Raw genomic sequence first — 17,890 nt, forward strand, 5'->3', positions numbered from 1 at the left:
AGGTAACATCCAGGTTAAAGAGGTAACATCCAACTCATTGAGGTAACATCCAACGTAAAAAACATCAAACATCTAACATCTAATATCCAACATACTAACATCCAACGAACCATCCATCCACATAACATCCAACAAAATATCCAGCTTAAGTCTTTGGGCAAGTAAGCCTTCTCCGTTGAAAAGGCTTACTTGAGCGTCCAATCCTTGATATTATAACTGTGTTGCAGTCAAAATAACACCCAGACCATAAGTGCCTGCAGCGAAATCCCATCCTGGATCAGCTTTGAATTTCACAGAGAAAGGTTTGTTGACACCGTGTACGCCATTGTTGATCAATGGAGCAGCAGCAACTGTCAGCGGATTCCAGGACATCGGAGTAGCGTTAGTACCACCAGTACCGTTGCTGCTCAGGTTGTATTTCAGGATAGAGCAAGGCATAACAGTATTACCAGTACCGCTACCTACATACAAGAAGTTAGGGGAAGAAGATTTGATAGTTACGTTAAAGTTTCTGTTGGAGCTAACAGTAAAATTAGCAGATTTGTGACCGAAGAAGTCTTCAAGCTCTTCACCGCAGTTATAATCTTCTTTGCTGTCGAATTTTGCGCACATAACATCCAACGGAGGGCAAATTTCAATTACATTGCATAATTCAAGGCTAACGAGCACTGCAGAATAGTCAGAAGAAACACCACAGCATGAAGGGGCTTGGGAATTGGGAGAAACAGGAGCAGATCCTGATTGCGCGTAACCGCCTAAGGCAGCAATTGCAAAAGCTGCAGACAATAATAGCTTTTTCATTTTTTTTGGGTTTAAAAGTTTTGAGAAAACAGCAACCTGAATGATGAAATGCGCATTCTTTTATCAAGGTTTGTGACACAATATTAGAGCTAAATAATTTTCACAGCGATGACCGCCATCATCATTTTAAAATTTCTTTAACAACTCGATGGCATACCCGGTCACAACCGGCCCAAACCCTTTACTACACGCTAATACACCCATAAAAAAATATTCCCGTTAACCAATTATTAACGGGAACACACATTCGCAACCGATTGTTTCAAATGTCTTCTTTTAATTCGTCCTTTATATTTTTTATCTCCTTCAAATACATCCCATAACATCTCTTTATCCACATTTCGGTAGACACCACTATCCCCCCTATAAAAACCACGAAAATAAATGCTGTCTTTATCACTGTCGTACCCCTGAAATCATTCCCTATAGCGGCATGTAAACTCCCCGGTACAGTCAGTACGTACATCGTCACAAATCCCAATGCCAACATCATCAGCCCATATGAAAACGACCGGTACATCTCTATATGCAGCTGTATGTCGTAATACACTTCATATAAATGTTCTTTCGCAGATAACACCGCAGTGCCCAACCGGCGGTAAAACAGATAAAAACGATAGAAATAATATCCGCTCAACGCTAACATTACCCCATACAAACAGTAATAAGCAACTGTCAGTATATCAGACTTAAAATACATTGGCGCAAATGCCAGTATGATAATGGAAGCCAACTGTACCCAGCCTTCCCGCTTCATCGACTTCCGGATTTTAACCACCGGATGATGTGCAGACTTTATCTTTTCCACGTTATCAGGTACCACCATATCTTTCCCCCCGTCATCTGCATTCCACAGTGATTGTATATCATCAAAATTCATATCCTTGTAGTTTAATCAGTTCCTTTAATTTTATTTTGGCCCGGTTGAGCTTTACACGGGCGTTGCCTTCCGAGATGCCCAGGTTGTCTGCTATCTCGCGGTGAGAATAATTTTCGAGGTGATAAAATACCAGCGCTTTTTCCAACCGCTCCAGCTGCTGCACTGCCCTGTAAAAATGATGCAACTGCCACTCCCGCTCCGATGTGCGATGGTCTTCCTCTGCCAGGTGCTCCGGCATAGTATCGGATGTCTGTATCTGCCGCCGCTCCTTCTTAAAAAAAACAATCGCGGTATTCAGCGCCACCCGGTACATCCAGGTGGAAAAACGGCTCTGCTCCTGAAAAGAACCGTACGACTTCCATAACTGATAAACAATTTCCTGGAACAGGTCCTGTTGATCATCAGCAGTATCCATATACATCTTACAGATCTTGTGAATGATCCCCTTGTTACTTTCTATATGTGCCAGAAATTCCTGCTCCTTATTTTTCAAGACGGATTGCTTTAGTACATTTTCCTCATTAGTATCCGGGCCGGCCCTTTCGTTACAACATTTTCAAAAAAAAATTTAAAGAAACTCATTTTCAAAGAATTATCCATAACACTATCTTCGATCAGAATTTTACCCATTGTCAATATGAAATACTTACTGTCAGTATTGCTATTTGTTAGCCACATCACCGCCAACGCCCAACAGCTACCGCTTTCCGCTGTCTCCGACATGGTCCGCAAACTCGGGCAGCTGGAGGTTTTAACACCTGCCGGACAGGAAGAACTGCTCCGGTTTGCCGGTGTTCAACCACTCAGACTATATCAGGGGCTAGATAAAACGCAACTGCCCAGGCAGGCCGTTTTTGTAGCGGAAGCCGACTTCCTCGACATCATCCCCGGGCAAACCCGGATACCCATGGCCACACTGGATTCTCTGGCGGCCATTCAGCAATACCCATGGTCAGGGCATGACAACCAGTTCGCCGAAGCCCGTTTTCTCGCGGCCCGGTTTCCCTCCCGCCACGACCTTATCGGGTTCCTGCTTCACTCGGCCGATTACTGCCGGTCTAATTACGACAGCAGCGACTCCCTCTCCGTTCGCCTCCATGGCTGGTTTGGTCCCGCAATGGCGCCTTATATGGCAGACAGCACCCTCGACCTGGCAGTCAATGATCAAACTGACACGCCGGCTGCCCAACAGGAAAGAACAGCCATCTACGCCCCGTACCTCCGTTGGGTCAATCTCTTCAGACAGGCAGGCTTCCTCCCTGAAACAGATTCGGTGATCAACATCTACTATCAAAACGGAAAAAACATCTACGGGTCCGTCAGCCATACCAATGCGCTCGGGGAGCTGGAAAGATATATCACCTACTTCGATAAATATCCTTACCTGAAACAACAACAGCTGCTATGCCTCGACAGCCTGCAACAAACGGGACTGATCAGCGAAGCCGCGAAACAACAGATCATCGCCCGTTACCGGCCATATACCCTGCTGTCCTCAACTGATATCCTCTCTGACTGTAAATCCGCCGTACCGCTTTGTACCGCCACAGACATACAGCCCTACGACCTCGTACCGGTGAACCACTACGGAGAAATCCCCGTAACCGCCATCCGGTCTTTCTTTGAGCGGGTCACCGATAAAATATCAAAACAGGTGTTCCCTTTAACGGCAACGGATATACGGATACAGAAAGCCGCCCCCAATACTGATGGCCTGTATCCTTACCAGGAGCAACTGGCGCTCAGCAGGTCGGCCAAAATACTGTCGGCCACGCTGCGGCTCAATGGCCACCTGTACAAGGAGACGATCGACGAAAAAGAATTTGAATCCTGGATACGGCCGGAGAACCTGCAATTCCTCAATCATTACCTGGAAGACCAGCACGATCAGCGCCGTTTCTTTTTCATACAGCCCAACCGCTTTACCCGCTACGAGCCGCTACAGCCCGACACCGTGTTCCTGGCGCTGCTCACTGAAGCGCAGGCGAAACTGTTACAGTCGCCCTACCTGTTCGACCGCATAGAAGGTTGCTACAACGGCAGTCCCGGTGATTATGACTATGCCGTGTACCCTTATCAGTACTTCGACACCCGTACCCGTCTGAACAGGCAGCAAATCGATTCCTTTGTGGCGTTGTGCCGCCAGCACCAGTTATTACCGCAGCAGGACACAGCGTTGCTACAGGCTTCCATCCGCGAACAGAACCCCGCCGGTTACCAGGATGCGCTGTCCTTCTCCCCTGCCTGGTTCAGCAGCGTGGCGGACCTGCAAAGCCTTTCCCACCGCACACAGGAAGCCCTGCAGCGGCTTCATGCGCGCCGTTTTGTTTTTTCTGCTGACCGTCAACCTGAACAGGTAAATGCCCTTCGGGTCATCAATGAAGCATTGGGCAAACAGGGGTCAGCTTTCCGGCTGTACCAGCTGGAAGGCGACGGGGAATCGTATACAGATCAACGTTATATATTATTGAAACCTGCCGCAGTGGCGGCATTGAAAGCATTTGCACCCGGCATCTTCGCCGGAGCGGATAGTGGCCGTTAACCGGCCACTACCTCCTTCCGGGGTTGTATAAGGTGATTGATACCGTTGTTTATCATTTTCTCCAGCAGCACATAGCCGCCGTTGGGTTGTTCGTGAGCAAACAATCGTTCTGCTTTGGTGATCGGGGATGCCCAGTAAAGGTTAACAGGATCATTGTACATCACGGGCATTTCGATGGCAGGACCGGTATACAGCGCCGAAGACAATATCATGCTTTCGTAGGGCGCCGGCAGCTCGCTGAAGGTGATGGTGTGGCCTTCTCCAAGCCAGGTGACCTGTCTCCAGGGACGGTCAGCCAGACCAGACACCATGCCTGCAAAATTCATGATCGTTTTCTCATCGAAGTCTTTTTTGCTGACGGCCAGCGCCAGCTCCATCCTGCGGAACCCGGCCGCCTTGTCATTGTACAGCATTTCCACCCATGGCATTGGCCGGATGCTTACGCCCAGTGTCACGAAGTACACCACATCATCTTTCTCAAAACGGGCCATACCGATAGGAGGCCATTTGCCACCATCTATGGCATAGTATTTTACAGTCGGGCCCAGTACGGCTTCATAGGCATCGAGATACTGCTGTTGCAGGATGCTCCATGTCTGGCTGGTTTCATCGGACCAGTCGTCCCAGAAGGCAGTGGCTTCCGCTACTTTTTTATGCAGTTGATTGGTTTCCGGTGTCCCCAGCGGGAACATGAGGCTATCCTCACCAGCGTCGATGCAGTCGGCTGCATAACTAACGGCACGTTCCTGTGTGTATAGCGTCCAGCCCGGGATAACGGCCATCAGCTCACCGTCATAGATCAGCGCGGCGCCGTCGCCTTCCTCCATCCATACGATGCGTATCAAGGCAGGGTCTAATGGTGCCTTCCCTTCCGGATGGCTACAATAACGGGCTTCCAGCATGGGGGCCATACCTTCCTCCATGGCCTGTACATCTTTTTTCTGCGGTGCCGGCTTCAGGTTGCGCAGCCAGCAGGGCCGCGGCGAATATTTGTTGGCCAGCAGTTCTGAAGGATACAGATAAAAATAAGCAACTCTGTCATCCTGTTCTACCACCGCATACATAGTATTACGGCTGTTGGTTTCTTCCAGTAACATAACCGGATCGGGCATAACATCAATTTTTTAGTAATACAGAATTCTCCAAAAATAATGTATTCATCACTGAGACTAGCATTCCAGATCAAAATCTATTATTTTGTTGGATATAAATCATCAACCATGAAGTTCTCCACGTTTCTGCTTACAGCACTGCTGCTGGGTTGTTTCCAGCTGATGGCCAAAGAAAGGCAACTCTACCAGATAAAGATCTATCACCTGAAAACAACCGCCCAGGAAGCCAGGGTGGACAGTTTTCTGCAAGCCGCTTACCTGCCGGCCCTGCATCGTGCGGGTATCAGTACAGTGGGCGTCTTTAAACCTGTTGCCGTAGACACCGCGGATATACGCATTTATGTGCTGGTGCCTTTACGGAATATGGAACAGCTGTTGCAGCTGGACAAAAAGCTGTCTGCTGACAAGGCCTTCCACGACTCCGGCCGTTCTTACCTGGACGCGGCCTGGAACGATGTTCCTTACAACCGGCTGGAGGCTATCCTGCTGCAGGCTTTCCCCAATGCGCCTGTCATGACCATGCCGGCGCTGTCTGCTCCCAAACCGGAACGGGTATACGAATTACGCAGTTATGAGAGCCCTACTGAGCAGTACCATGTCAACAAAGTACAGATGTTCAACGACGGCGATGAGATCGGTATTTTCCGGCAGCTGGGCTTCAATGCAGTATTTTATGGCGCTGTGCTTTCCGGTAGCCGTATGCCCAATCTCATGTATATGACAACGTTCAACAACAAAGCCGATCGTGATGCACACTGGAAATCATTTTCCGCTGACCCGGCCTGGAAAAAATTACAGGCGATGCCGGGTTATGCACACAACGTGTCCAAATCCGAAATCACATTTTTACGTCCCACAGATTATTCAGATATATAGCGATGTACATCGTTTTTTGTCCTTCTAAAAAAATAAATAAAATATTTTCAGCGTGATGAGGAGCGTATAGACGACACCGGAAGATAACCAGCAAACGCTTTACTGGCATATAAAAGCGATAAATACCAACAGGATGGTTCTCTATTATCGTTCACATTTCCTACACGTTAACAGCAAAAAAATTTTCTGTTAAATTTTGTAGTTTGATTTTATTGCCTACATTTGCAACCTCATTGCGAGGTAGAGCAGAGGTAGCTCGTCGGGCTCATAACCCGAAGGTCAGTGGTTCGAATCCGCTCCTCGCTACAAAGAAAATCCCGGGTAATGCCCGGGATTTTTTTATTTTGGTGACCCAATTGTCTTTCTCCTCAACATATCCTCCGGTATCAGAAATAAATAGTATTATTATATTGTAAAATATATCAACGGAGATATCCTTATCACCACAATGTTCATCCTTTTTTTAACAACAATTAATCCATGAAACAAAAACCATCAATGGCCTTTATCGCCACATCCTGGGTAGGCTTGCTTGCCGGCGTTGTGGGATACCTTATCGGGCTGTGGAACGCCACTATGCAGCTGAATGAAAAAGGTTATTATTTCACCATCCTGATGTATGCGCTTTTTGCGGCGGTATCTGTGCAGAAGTGCGTACGCGACAGGCTGGAAAACATTCCCGTAACTGATATGTACTACGGCATCAGCTGGGTGTCCATGCTGATAGCCATCGTGCTGCTGATCATCGGTTTGTGGAATGCCACGCTCCTCCCCAGCGAAAAAGGGTTCTATGCTTTTGCGTTCCTGCTGAGCATTTTCGGCGCCATCGCGGTACAGAAAAACACCCGCGACAGCCAGGCCGCTGCAAAAGAAGCCAGAAATAGCGATTTCCAGTAAGACGTATCAAACCAGTTGAAATAAGAAAAGCAAAGAACGATCGTTCTTTGCTTTTCTGTTTATAGCAGATAGGATAGTAACCATTACAACGCATACGCGTTCACATTCCCCGAAAAGTCAGCCACATACAACATTCCGTTGTACACCGCCATATCGGCGAAGACAGGCGCTCCTGTTGCAATGCGGCGCAACATCTTTCCTGACGCGAGGTCCACTGCATATACAAATCCATCGGAAGCGCCCACCAGCAGGCGATTGCCGGCCAGCAGCGGCGTGGACTCTATCGTGGTGGAAGAAGGTGTAGTATAGGGAGCGGTATAGAACAGCGCTTCACCAGGCACAAACTGCCATACCTGCGCCTTCGTCTTTTTATCGAAAGCCATCATGCCACCGGAGGCAGTGCAGGTAATGATATACTGTGACGTCACCAGCGGCGCCGTCATGGTCTTCAGTTCGGCAGTCACCGGAATACTGTCGATAGTCTTGCCGGTAGCGGGTTCCAGTACATGCAGTTTATTGATGCCGTGTACGTATAATTTGTCATCAAAGAAAGCAGGCGTGCCGCTGCGGAAACGAAGGCCTTCATCGTTGCGTTTCCATTGTACGCGGCCGGTGGCTGCATCGTGGGCGTAGAGGTGGTTCCAGTTGGAGCCGGTGATCAGCTGACCGTTACGCAATGCCATGGAGGCGGGCGTACCTTCGCCGCCCGTCCAGTCGCGGTTGGTCCATTTCACCTGACCATTGCGGATATCCAGCGCCTGCAGGTTATTGGCCGCACCGGTGTAGTACACACCGTCCTGTGCCACCCCGCCGGAGTTGTAACCAGGCAGCGATTGCTGATTGCCCTGATGTTTCCAGCGCAGTTTTCCGGTGGCCGCTTCCAGCGCATAGGTAACGCCTTCTGCATCGGTAGCCAGTAATACGCCGCTACTGTAGCTCATGCTGTGTTTAATGGAATTACCGGTAGGGAACTGCCATAACAGGTGGCCGGTATTGGCGTCCAGCGCCGTAATATGACAATGATGGTTGCCTTCGTCATCGATGGTGCCCACAAAGATTTTGCCTTCGGCGCATATGGGAGATGATTTCCAGATGTTACCACCAATGTTGGCCGTCCATTTCAAAGAGAGCGTTCCTGCATCTGAAAGACCAGTGATGCCGGTGCGTTGCGCATTTTGTAAGGCTTCCGGCCATTCCGCGCTTTTAGCGGCGGGAAGGACTGTTTTAGTCAAACGGAAAGTATCGCGGACAAAGAGCATGCGGCCGGTGCCGAGGGTGGCCTCTACCGTTGCCGTATGTACGTCATTTTTTGCAGCCACCGGTATTGCGGTGGTAGCGCGCCAGTTCCAGTCTGTCTGTTGCTGCAACGGCAGTTCTTTCAGCAGGTTGCCTTTTTTGTCGAACATACGGAAACGTACTGTCTTCACCGGCGATGCCGTATGATAGGCGTTTACGCTGACTACCATTTTATCCTGGTCAAAGGCGGTACCGTTGATCGTTGGAGATACCAGGGCCAGCTGGTTTTCCACATAGGTATAACGGCGCTGCACCAACGAAATACCGTTTTTATCGATGTCTACCACGTCAAAGTTGGAAGCAGCATTGTCGATACCGCCATCCGGCGGAGGTGCGGCGCAGAGCGACCGGATACCGGTATTGCCATGGGTACGGGCAAAATTAATATGCCAGTGGCCATATATCCAGGCCTTCAGGTTATGTTCGTTCAGGTTGATGCTGTCATTGCCTGCCCGCAGGGCAAACAACGTATCATAGGTCAGCAGGTCGTGGTTGAAAACGATCACCGGTTTAGCCGGATCGGTATGTGCCAGGTCGTTCTTCAGCCACTTCACTACATCTTCCGGCGTGTAGGAAGGCTGGTAATCGCCATAACGCATGGGCGTCACGATAAAGTGCGCCGGGCCGGATTCGAAGGAATAAAACACCGGCCCGAAGAGGGATTCATACAAAGCTTCGCCATAAGGGCCTTTGACGAGATCGTGGTTGCCGATGCAGTAATATACCGGCAGCCCCATGGTGCGGCTGTTAACATGCTGTGCGTGAAACGCCATGCCTTTCTCATAGCAGATATCACCGGTATGGATCATAAAGTCTGCGTCTTCGTTGCGGGCGTATTCTTTGGCCTCGGTCATCCAGGCGTTGAACTGTGTTGTTTCGGTATCGGCCAGCCTTACAAACCTGGCTTTACCGGCAACGGCCTTGCTGCGGGCCTGTAAGCCGAAGTCATAGGCCGTACGGCTGCTGTCTGTATGAATATAAAACTCCCGTGTTGTTTGATAACCGGAAGGCGTAGTGATAAATACAAAACGGGCGCGGGCATGTCCCGGCAGCTGAAAGCGGCCGTCTTTGCCGGTGGTGGTCACAGAAAGTCCGTCAGACACGCTCACGCCGGCAACACCGGCTTCGGTAGCGTCCTGTTTGCCGTTGGCATTGCCATCGAGAAACACTGTTCCCGTAAAACGCTGTGCCATGGCTGTATGCAGGGTGCAACAGGACAGGAAAGCAAACAAAATCTTTTTCATCGTCAATGTTTATATAAAAAAATACGAATTACAGATGGCGAACCGCGGATGCTTGTCAATATGAAACAATAAGGCTTGACAAGCGTTTCCGCAAAATTCGCTATCTGTAATTCGTTTTTTACGGTCAGTTATTACCAGCCCATTATCTGTTGCAACTTGCTGTTCAGTACCAGCTGTTGTTTAGGGATCGGGCGATAATAAAACTTAGGTTCTGTAAAGGTGCGTCCGGCGCGGTCTGTAGCAAACAGTATATGACCGCTGGTGCCATTCTCCAGGTAGAAGTTGTTCAGGCCACCGTTTTTGTCTGCCAGATAAAAACGGCTCAGACGGATTTTTACATCAGCAGGCAGGCCGGCGATAGCAGAACTGTCATTGGGATTAGGCAGGATAGCGATATCAGCAACGCCGTCGCCTGTCATATCGATGCCGCCCATGCCGGCCACATACATGCCAGCCGGCGCTTCTTTGACGCGACTGCCGGCAGCCCAGCGATTGATATCGTTGAGGCGCTGCCCTTCGCAGGCCATCTCAACGCGGCGCTCACGGCGAATTTCGAGGATCACGCCTTTGTTGGCGCTGGTCACGTTATACTGATTGCTCATTACCTGGTCAGGATTGCCATTGGCAGTCACCAGGCTCAGGTCCGGCATCTGCACGCGGCGGCGCAGCAGGTTCACGGAGTTGTCCAGGTCGGCCTGTGACAGGTCCAGCAGTTCAGCTTTTGCTTCAGCGTAGTTCAGCAACACTTCCGCATAACGGTATACCGGCAACGCGGTGTAGTTGGCATCCCATCCCTGGCGTTGTTTGGGATCGCGCGGATAGAACTTCAGCTGGTCATACCCGCCGAGGTTAGGTTTGGCGATGTACGGATTGTTGTCCTGTGTGGTGCTAAACCCTGGGTACGCCACTGTTTCAGCCAGGCGAGGGTCACGGTTCTTAAAGGTGGTGGTATAGTCCATCTTGTCATAACCTGGCTGGGAAGTGAAGGCTGTACCATCTTTCATCAGGTAACTGTATACGAGGCTTTGGCTGAGTGACCATGTCCAGCCCAGCACGCTGTGGGTGTTGTTTCCTTTACCAAGGCTCTGCGGATAGTCACGCCACTGGATGGCTTCCTTGTTACCAGCCAATGTGGTGCTTGCAAACAGTGCGCGGTAATCAGCGCCGCCTTTGCCGGTATTGTAGATATCATAACGGGCGCTGGCCATGATCTGCTCAGAAGCCCATACGGCCTTTTTCAGCCATACGTCAGCGGTAGTCTGCAACTTCAGCTCAGGATGATAACGACGGAAAGTACCTTCAAACAGGCAATATCGCGACATCAGCGCCAGCGCAGTGTACTTGTTCACCAGCGTGCCGTTGTCTTTGGTGTCTGCTTTGATATTGTCTACCGCAAATTGCAGGTCGGCCAGTACAGAATCGGCTACGTTAGCGCGTGAGTCGCGGCCTTTGTAGATCTCCGGATCGATATCGGTCATCACGTGTCCATAAAACGGCACATCGGAGTAACGGGCGATCATCTCTGCATAAAAACGGGCACGGAAATAACGTGCCACACCAGTGTAATGCTTGATTTCCACGGCATCGCCCTGCGTTTTGTATACGTTGTCCAGCAGGTAGTTGATATTACGCAGCACGTTCCAGTTGTTCCAGCCATCTACTGTGGTCGGGTCCAGCGTACCATGTACCAGCTTGTCCATTTCGCTGCCGGTGTTACCGGATACGTTATCAGAGTTATTGTCATCATAGGGAGCAGACAGGTTGTCGTCGTACAAACCATTTACGTAAGTCTGCAGGTCGCCCGGCGTTTTAAAATAGGCCTCCGGCGCAATCTCCGTCTGTGGCATCCTTTGCAGGAAATCCTTATTACAGGAAACAGCCGCACAACCCAGTATGATGAATGGTATAATAAGCCTCTTGTTTTTCATGTTGCACTTTTTTGCTTTAATTAAAAGTTCAGGTTCAATCCGCACGAATAAGTTTTCTGATAAGGATATACCGACCCGTCCAGGCCTTCCGGATCAATATTGGCCTTCAGGTGGGAGATGGTGAAGATATTTTCTGCTGCCACGTATACACGTAAACGGGTGATTTTCGCTCTTCCGGTGAGGGATTTAGGCAAAGTATAGCCCAGTGTTACGTTTTTCAGGCGGGTATAAGCCGCGTTCTGCAGATATCTTGTCTGTGGTGCGCCCAGCTCGGTGGCGTCTTCTGCGATATAGGATTTCAGGCGGGGGAAATAACCGTTTGGTGTTTCCGGCGTCCATCTGTCCATGTTATGCACCTGTACGTTAGTCCACGGTTGTGAATACACGCCCCAGAAGTAGTGGTTGCCCGGGTTAGGGTACCAGTCTCTTTTACCGATGCCCTGTATCAGCGCACGGAAATCGAAGCCTTTGTAGGAAGCCGTCAGGTCAATGCTGTAAGGCAGGCGCGGAGCGCTGTTGCCGATGATGCGGCGGTCGCCGGGGTTGGAAACGGTGTTGTCGCCGTAGTCGATCACGCCGTCGCCGTTAAGGTCTTTGAACTTCAGGTCGCCTACGTAAAACAGGTACTGCTGGTCATCGGAACCTACTTTGGACTGGTTAGCGTGATTTTTCAGTTCATCTGCGTTCTGGAAGAAGCCTTCTGTTTCGAGGCCCCAGATTTCGCCGATTTCCTGTCCGTTATAGTAGTTTCTCTTTTTAGGATCGGAATGGTCGTAGTTGGCGAGCGTTCCGGTAGGGTTGGTAAAACGGGTAATGAAAGACCGGCTGTCGGCCAGGAGGAGTTTCACGCCATAGCTGAAATCATCTTTACCGATTTTAAACTGGTCTCTCCAGAACAGGGTCATCTCCCATCCTCTTGTTTTCAGGTCAGCAGAATTGGTTTTAGGAGGCGTGGCGCCGAAAACAGCAGGCAGTTCCTGGCTTTTAGCGAACATACCGTTTGTATAGCGGGTATAACGGTCATAGCTGAACGATAATTTTTCTTTCAGCAGCGAGATATCGATACCGCCATTGACAGTTTTAACGGTCTGCCAGCTGTAAGTAGCGGTTACAGGCGACGGAGAGAACACCCCGATAGGAATTTGTCCGTTCAATACGGAGTTGATGTTATTGGAGGTCATCAGTTCCATATAACCGTAGGCGTCCCATTGCTGGTCACCGAGGGAACCGTAGGAGCCGCGTACTTTCAGCATATCGATGCCCAGGCGGTTTTTAATTCCCTGGAAGAAGTTTTCTTTAGACACCACCCATGCGAGTGAACCGGATGGGAAAAAGCCCCAGCGGTGGTCCGTACGGAAGCGGGAAGAGCCATCATTACGGCCGTTTACTTCCGCGATGTATTTATCATCGAAGATATAATTCAGGCGATAGTAGATACCTCTTACGGCCCAGTCTTCAATCTGCTGTTTCTGGGTGATAGTACCGGTGGCCAGCTGTGAAGTAGGATACTGGGTGCTGATCAGGTCCAGTCTTTTAACCGTGAACTGGTTGTAATAGTGGTACTCCTGGTTGAAACCGGCCAGCGCGCCGAGATAGTGTTTTTTATTGAAGGTTTTGTGGAAGTCTGTATAGATGTTATAGACATTATACTTTATATCCGAGCTGAGATTGGAGGCAGATGATTTGTTGCCGTTGGTGTACAGGAAAGGCTGATCGGGGCCGTTGCGGTAAGCTACAGGCAGCACATAGGTGTTGCCGGTCTGGTTGCCTCTGCGGAAAGTAGCGTCGCCTTTCAGTGTCCACATGTCTTTGATAATGCCGACTTCTGCATTGAGGGTGGTCATAAATTCGCTCCAGGTATCTTTGGAGCGGCCACCGCTTTGCAGGTTGCCCAACAGGGCGGCGCCATCGGAAGTCCAGGTGCCGTCCGGGTTACGGGGCACGCTGAGAGAAGGCGTACGGTTAGAGTTATGGAAAAACAGGTAATCCATGGTACTTGACGGTTGTGCGTACGTCGTATTGGTGTACATGGTGTTGCTTCCTATTTTGATACGGTCATTAAATGTGTAGGTGGCTTTGGCGCGCAGGTTATAACGGTCATATTTGTCCGGATTATAGCGCAGCATACCATCCTGTGAATAATAATCAGCAGAGAAATAATAGTTCAGTTTCTCATCACCGCGGGAGATGCTGACGTTGGCATTATAAGCCGGAGCTGATTTCTGGTAAACCTCATGCAGCCAGTCGGTAGTACCGTAGTAGCTCCACTTGTTTTTATCGGTTGGGTTGACAATAACGTTAGGCAGGGATGGATCGTCTTTCAGTCTCTGGGCATAAGCTCTTTCAGCAGCGGGGTACAGGTCGTACAGCGGGGTGGCCGCATCGTGTTTGTACTCCATGGTGGTGAGCGGATCGGTCACTATTTTAGGCACCAGTCCGAGGGTACGCACGGCATAGTTGGTATTGGCGTTCACGAGAAGGCGGCCGTCTTTACCTGATTTGGTGGTAATCAGCACTACACCGAAGGCGGCACGGGCGCCATAGATCGCGGCGGAAGCGGCGTCTTTCAGGACAGTCACGCTTTCAACGTCGGCAGGGTTCAGGCGGGACACTTCTTCATTGGTAAAAGGAATATTGTCTACCAGGATGAACGGATCACCGCTGTTGATGGAGGTCACGCCGCGGATATTGAACTTGGAAGCGGACGACACACGGCCGTTATCGTTGGTGATGTTCAGGTTGGGCAGCAGGCCTTGTAAACCGTTGTTGATATTGGCGATGGGGCGGCTCTCCAGTTCCTTGCCGGAAATAGCGTCTACCGCGCCGCTGAGGTTTATTCTTTTCTGTTTGCCGTAACCGACTACCACTACTTCGTTCAGGCCGCTGGAATTGGCTTTCAGCGCGAGGTTGAAAGTAGCGCCTTCTTTGGCTTTCATCTGTAACGGCTCATAGCCCACATAGGAGAATTCGATAATGGCATTTTCGGGGACTTCCATTTTAAACCGGCCATCGGCATCGGTTTTAGCACCGGTAGTAGTGCCTTTTACCAGCACGGTCACACCTATCAGCGGGTTACCGGCTTCGTCGGTGATACGTCCTTTGATGGGAACGTGCTGTACTGTTTCACCGGCTTCCAGGATCACGATCAGGTTATCCTTCATGATCTTATATCCCAGCGAGGTGCCTTCCAGGGCCTTGTCCAGGATATCCCGTACTGGAGCGTCCTTCATGGCAATAGAGATCTTCCGGTCGGGGATACTGGCATTTTTGTACACGAAAGTGTAGTCGCTTTTCTGCCCGATCACATTCAGGAGCTTTCCAATGTTAATATTATTATAATTAACAGTGAGCCGCTCCTGGGAAAAACCATGTGCGCTAAGCTGTAAAAACCCTGCACAGAGCAATACGGAGGTTAGTTTCATACGCATTAACAGTTTCCTCATATTCCGCCGGGGAATATCAGAAGGCCACCAAAAGCTTTTTTTCATAAATTTGTTTCGTTAGGTTAAATAATTAGCCATTACCGGATTCTCTCGAATCGGTTTAGATTGTTTAGCCAGCATTGTAAAAGGGGAATGTTGCCGCATTTCCCTTTTTGCTGTCCGCAAAAAAGTTTTTTATTGATTAGTTACGCCATAGTTGTCTGCCGCACCCGGCATTTTATTCCCTGATACGTTTTTACCATATATAAATGACATTATCTTTTGTGTTCACTTCGTAGTGAAACCCTGACATCAGTTGCAGTGCCTGCAATACATCTTCGATGCCCTGCTTACGGAAAGCGCCCGTAAATACTTCGTGTTTATAACGGTCATTTTTAAACCGCAGCGTTACATTGTACCATCGTTCCAAGTCGTGCGACAGCTGCTCAAATGTTACATTGTCAAAGTCGAACCGGTCGTTGATCCAGGCGGTGGTTGGTTTTTCCGCGTCCGGACTGTCTACCGTGCCGGCAGTGACATTCTTTACCGGTGTGATGCTAAAGCTGGCTTTTTTACTGTCCTGTGCCGGTTGGTTTTTATGATTGGCAATGACCAGTTTCTGATCTGGCTGCAGCTGTACCACTTGCTGGCCGCTGCTGCCCTGAGGAAAACTCACCTCCACCTTACCGCTGAGCAGGGTGGTTTCTACGGTGGCATCCTCCGTATAGGCTTTCACGTTAAATACGGTCCCCAATACGCGGATATTGACAGGTCCTGTGCGGATAATAAACGGATGGGCCGGATCGTGTTTTACATCAAAATAGGCTTCTCCTGTTAGGCCTACTTCCCTTTCCCCGTTGAGGAAACGGGTAGCATCATATTGCAGGCGGCTGCAGGCATTGAGTACTACAGTAGTGCCATCAGGCAGTACCACACTGGTTTTGGAGCCGGTTTTGGTAACTACTTCATTACGAAAAGCCTGCCTGTCGGGCGATACAGGCCACAGCGCCCATACGCTCAGTAATACCGCCACCATAGCGGCCATACCGGCGATGATTTTCCACGGGGCCATTCTTCTGACAACAGGCGTGTCCTGCGACTGTTGCAGGAACAGGTTCATACGGTCCAGCCCTTCGCTGGCCAGCCGGTCCTCCTCTTCCGGCGTGAAACCGTTGGCCGGGTTCACGGCCTGTATGTCTTCCACAATGGTAAAGGCATATTGTAATTCCGGAAACTGCATCAGCAATGTTTCCAGTTCTTTCAATTCCTCCATGGTGGCCTCGCCGGATATCTTCCTGGCCATCAAGGTATTTATCCGGTTACGTTCGATCATTTATTTTTTAGTCCGTGTTTTCAGAATAAGGTCGAAAAGAAAATCAAAAACCCCCAAAAGCTTTTTAACATTTTTTTTGAGGTCACCCAGATAATTTTTTTAATAATATATTTGCAGGCGTTAACCTGTCCCATATGGAAAATAAACTATACAAGTACATCCTGCTGCTGGAAGCATTGCTGGTAACGGCTATTTTCGGTATTCCCCGGCTGGCGCAGAACACTGGTAACGCAACATGGGAAGCTGCCGGACTACAGATAGCTTCCCGTCATCAAATGATTTCCCTCCCTTTCGGGTTCCTGTATGAGCTGGACGGGTTGCCCAATACGACCTCCTATGCCTATCAGCAGGGCACTATCATGGACACATTTGTATCCCCGATAGTATGGTTGCTGACAAGTTGTTTATGGGTGGGCGTCTTATATGGTATCATCCGTCTGTTACGCAGAAAAACGGACACGATCCCTTTCAACGGGAGTTTCTGGAAAAAAGTTTTCTTGTCCAACCTGTTGATATCCCTGGTGGCTTTTGCTTTCATTTTTATCCTCAGAAGGAGTGCCCTCAGGACTATTGCGAATTCGGACCTGGATGTTTATACCGGGATTTGTTTATTCTGCTGGGCCGCTATTATCGCTGCAATACTCCTGGGCTTCAGCTGGTGGATGATAGAAACGCTATGGCAGCGTTACCGCGTTATCAGTATTGCATTGGGCGGCGTTGTGCTCACCGCCATGCTGGCAGTGATTTTTATCGTCTATAACCTGGTGAATTACCAACCTTAGACAGCACCAGAAGCAGATACGTCTCCGCAAGCAGCGGAGGCGGGAGACATATATGGGGGCGCAGGCTAATACAGGCTTAGATACCATCACCTTTCGCCAAAAAAGCACCATCGATAAAAAAAATTACCGGATAAATTATTTTGTTAACTTTAGCGTAATCTGCGTTATATATTATTGCAACCAATATCAGTGGCTTAAAAGGGATGGATCAGTGTATTATCAATGAACTATTCAAAAACATCACGGCGAACAATGACCAGACAGCCTTCAAAGCTTTCTACAATCATTTTTTCATAAAACTGCTGCGTTTTTCTTTCTCGCTCACCCGTTCCAAAGAGGTAGCAGAAGAAATCACGAACGATGTTTTTATGCATTGCTGGCAAAAAAGGCAATCGTTGACGGACATAAAAAATCCGCAGGTATACCTTTTTGTGGTAGCTAAAAACAAAGCCATTGATCATATGCGCAAACAATCCGCTTCCCGGCAGGTGACCATCGCGGAAGAAGACAAACTGGAAATATCTTTCGAAAGTGATCCCGAACAACTGATGATATCAGCGGAAATGATCCGCAAAATGGAACACACCATCGAACAACTTCCCCCTAAATGTAAAATGGTGTATATCCTCGTAAAACAATACGGGCTGCGTTACAAAGAAGTAGCGACTATACTCAATCTCTCCGTTAAAACAGTGGAAAACCAACTGGCTATTGCCATGAAAAGACTGACTGCTGCTGTTAATTTCACCCTTGAAAAGATTTAGGGATTTTTTGATT

General features: G+C 49.2%; 13 protein-coding genes and 1 tRNA gene. 6 read left to right on the forward strand and 8 right to left on the reverse strand.

Features of this window, described 5'->3' with window-relative positions:
• Nucleotides 1–210: 210 nt before the first annotated feature.
• The 3 genes from ACTJJS_RS23095 to ACTJJS_RS23105 all read right to left on the reverse strand — a co-directional run bounded on the left by ACTJJS_RS23095 (nt 211) and on the right by ACTJJS_RS23105 (nt 2,174).
• Nucleotides 211–801, reverse strand: a complete 591-nt coding sequence (locus ACTJJS_RS23095) for a hypothetical protein (RefSeq protein WP_168871681.1) — start codon at nt 799–801, stop codon at nt 211–213.
• A 262-nt stretch (nt 802–1,063) separates the two neighbouring features.
• On the reverse strand, nt 1,064–1,681 hold the full coding sequence (locus tag ACTJJS_RS23100) for a hypothetical protein (protein WP_440665405.1): 618 nt from the start codon (nt 1,679–1,681) through the stop codon (nt 1,064–1,066).
• A complete protein-coding gene (locus tag ACTJJS_RS23105) occupies nt 1,671–2,174 on the reverse strand; it encodes an RNA polymerase sigma factor (protein WP_440665406.1) in 504 nt (167 codons plus the stop codon). The genes ACTJJS_RS23100 and ACTJJS_RS23105 overlap by 11 nt, the downstream gene beginning before the upstream one ends.
• A 144-nt stretch (nt 2,175–2,318) precedes the next feature.
• Between ACTJJS_RS23105 and ACTJJS_RS23110 the strand changes: the two genes are divergently transcribed.
• Nucleotides 2,319–4,223 carry a hypothetical protein gene (locus ACTJJS_RS23110; RefSeq protein WP_440665407.1) on the forward strand — a complete coding sequence of 635 codons (1,905 nt, stop codon included), beginning with the start codon at nt 2,319–2,321 and terminating at the stop codon, nt 4,221–4,223.
• Here ACTJJS_RS23110 and ACTJJS_RS23115 read toward each other — a convergent pair.
• On the reverse strand, nt 4,220–5,335 hold the full coding sequence (locus tag ACTJJS_RS23115; protein ID WP_440665408.1) for a suppressor of fused domain protein: 1,116 nt from the start codon (nt 5,333–5,335) through the stop codon (nt 4,220–4,222). The genes ACTJJS_RS23110 and ACTJJS_RS23115 overlap by 4 nt on opposite strands.
• Nucleotides 5,336–5,443: 108 nt before the next feature.
• Here ACTJJS_RS23115 and ACTJJS_RS23120 point away from each other — a divergent pair, with 108 nt between their 5' ends.
• The 3 genes from ACTJJS_RS23120 (at nt 5,444) to yiaA (ending at nt 7,108) form a co-directional block, all read left to right on the forward strand.
• Nucleotides 5,444–6,211: an NIPSNAP family protein gene (locus ACTJJS_RS23120; RefSeq protein ID WP_440665409.1), complete on the forward strand. Its 768-nt coding sequence runs from the start codon at nt 5,444–5,446 to the stop codon at nt 6,209–6,211.
• 234 nt (nt 6,212–6,445) lie between these two features.
• A tRNA-Met gene (locus ACTJJS_RS23125) sits at nt 6,446–6,517 on the forward strand.
• 174 nt (nt 6,518–6,691) lie between these two features.
• Nucleotides 6,692–7,108 (forward strand): inner membrane protein YiaA, encoded by a 417-nt coding sequence (yiaA, locus tag ACTJJS_RS23130; protein ID WP_168871676.1) that lies wholly within the window; start codon nt 6,692–6,694, stop codon nt 7,106–7,108.
• 83 nt (nt 7,109–7,191) lie between these two features.
• On the opposite strand, the gene ACTJJS_RS23135 is transcribed toward yiaA, so the two are convergent.
• From ACTJJS_RS23135 to ACTJJS_RS23150, 4 genes are all read right to left on the reverse strand, one after another.
• Nucleotides 7,192–9,648 (reverse strand): outer membrane protein assembly factor BamB family protein, encoded by a 2,457-nt coding sequence (locus ACTJJS_RS23135; RefSeq protein ID WP_440665410.1) that lies wholly within the window; start codon nt 9,646–9,648, stop codon nt 7,192–7,194.
• Between the two features lie 131 nt (nt 9,649–9,779).
• The gene (locus ACTJJS_RS23140; protein WP_440665411.1) at nt 9,780–11,576 is read right to left on the reverse strand and encodes a RagB/SusD family nutrient uptake outer membrane protein; all 1,797 of its coding nucleotides are present in this window, start codon (nt 11,574–11,576) and stop codon (nt 9,780–9,782) included.
• 20 nt (nt 11,577–11,596) lie between these two features.
• The gene (locus tag ACTJJS_RS23145; RefSeq protein WP_440665412.1) at nt 11,597–14,998 is read right to left on the reverse strand and encodes a SusC/RagA family TonB-linked outer membrane protein; all 3,402 of its coding nucleotides are present in this window, start codon (nt 14,996–14,998) and stop codon (nt 11,597–11,599) included.
• Nucleotides 14,999–15,254: 256 nt separating this feature from the next.
• Complete coding sequence (locus tag ACTJJS_RS23150; RefSeq protein ID WP_440665413.1) at nt 15,255–16,301, reverse strand: FecR family protein; 1,047 nt, start codon at nt 16,299–16,301, stop codon at nt 15,255–15,257.
• A 164-nt stretch (nt 16,302–16,465) separates the two neighbouring features.
• Between ACTJJS_RS23150 and ACTJJS_RS23155 the strand changes: the two genes are divergently transcribed.
• Nucleotides 16,466–17,113: a hypothetical protein gene (locus ACTJJS_RS23155; protein ID WP_440665414.1), complete on the forward strand. Its 648-nt coding sequence runs from the start codon at nt 16,466–16,468 to the stop codon at nt 17,111–17,113.
• Nucleotides 17,114–17,316: 203 nt separating this feature from the next.
• Nucleotides 17,317–17,877 carry an RNA polymerase sigma-70 factor gene (locus ACTJJS_RS23160; protein ID WP_440665415.1) on the forward strand — a complete coding sequence of 187 codons (561 nt, stop codon included), beginning with the start codon at nt 17,317–17,319 and terminating at the stop codon, nt 17,875–17,877.
• The last annotated feature ends 13 nt before the right edge of the window (nt 17,878–17,890 follow it).

It is taken from the genome of Chitinophaga sp. 22308 (assembly GCF_052045305.1).
Classification (GTDB): domain Bacteria; phylum Bacteroidota; class Bacteroidia; order Chitinophagales; family Chitinophagaceae; genus Chitinophaga; species Chitinophaga varians_A.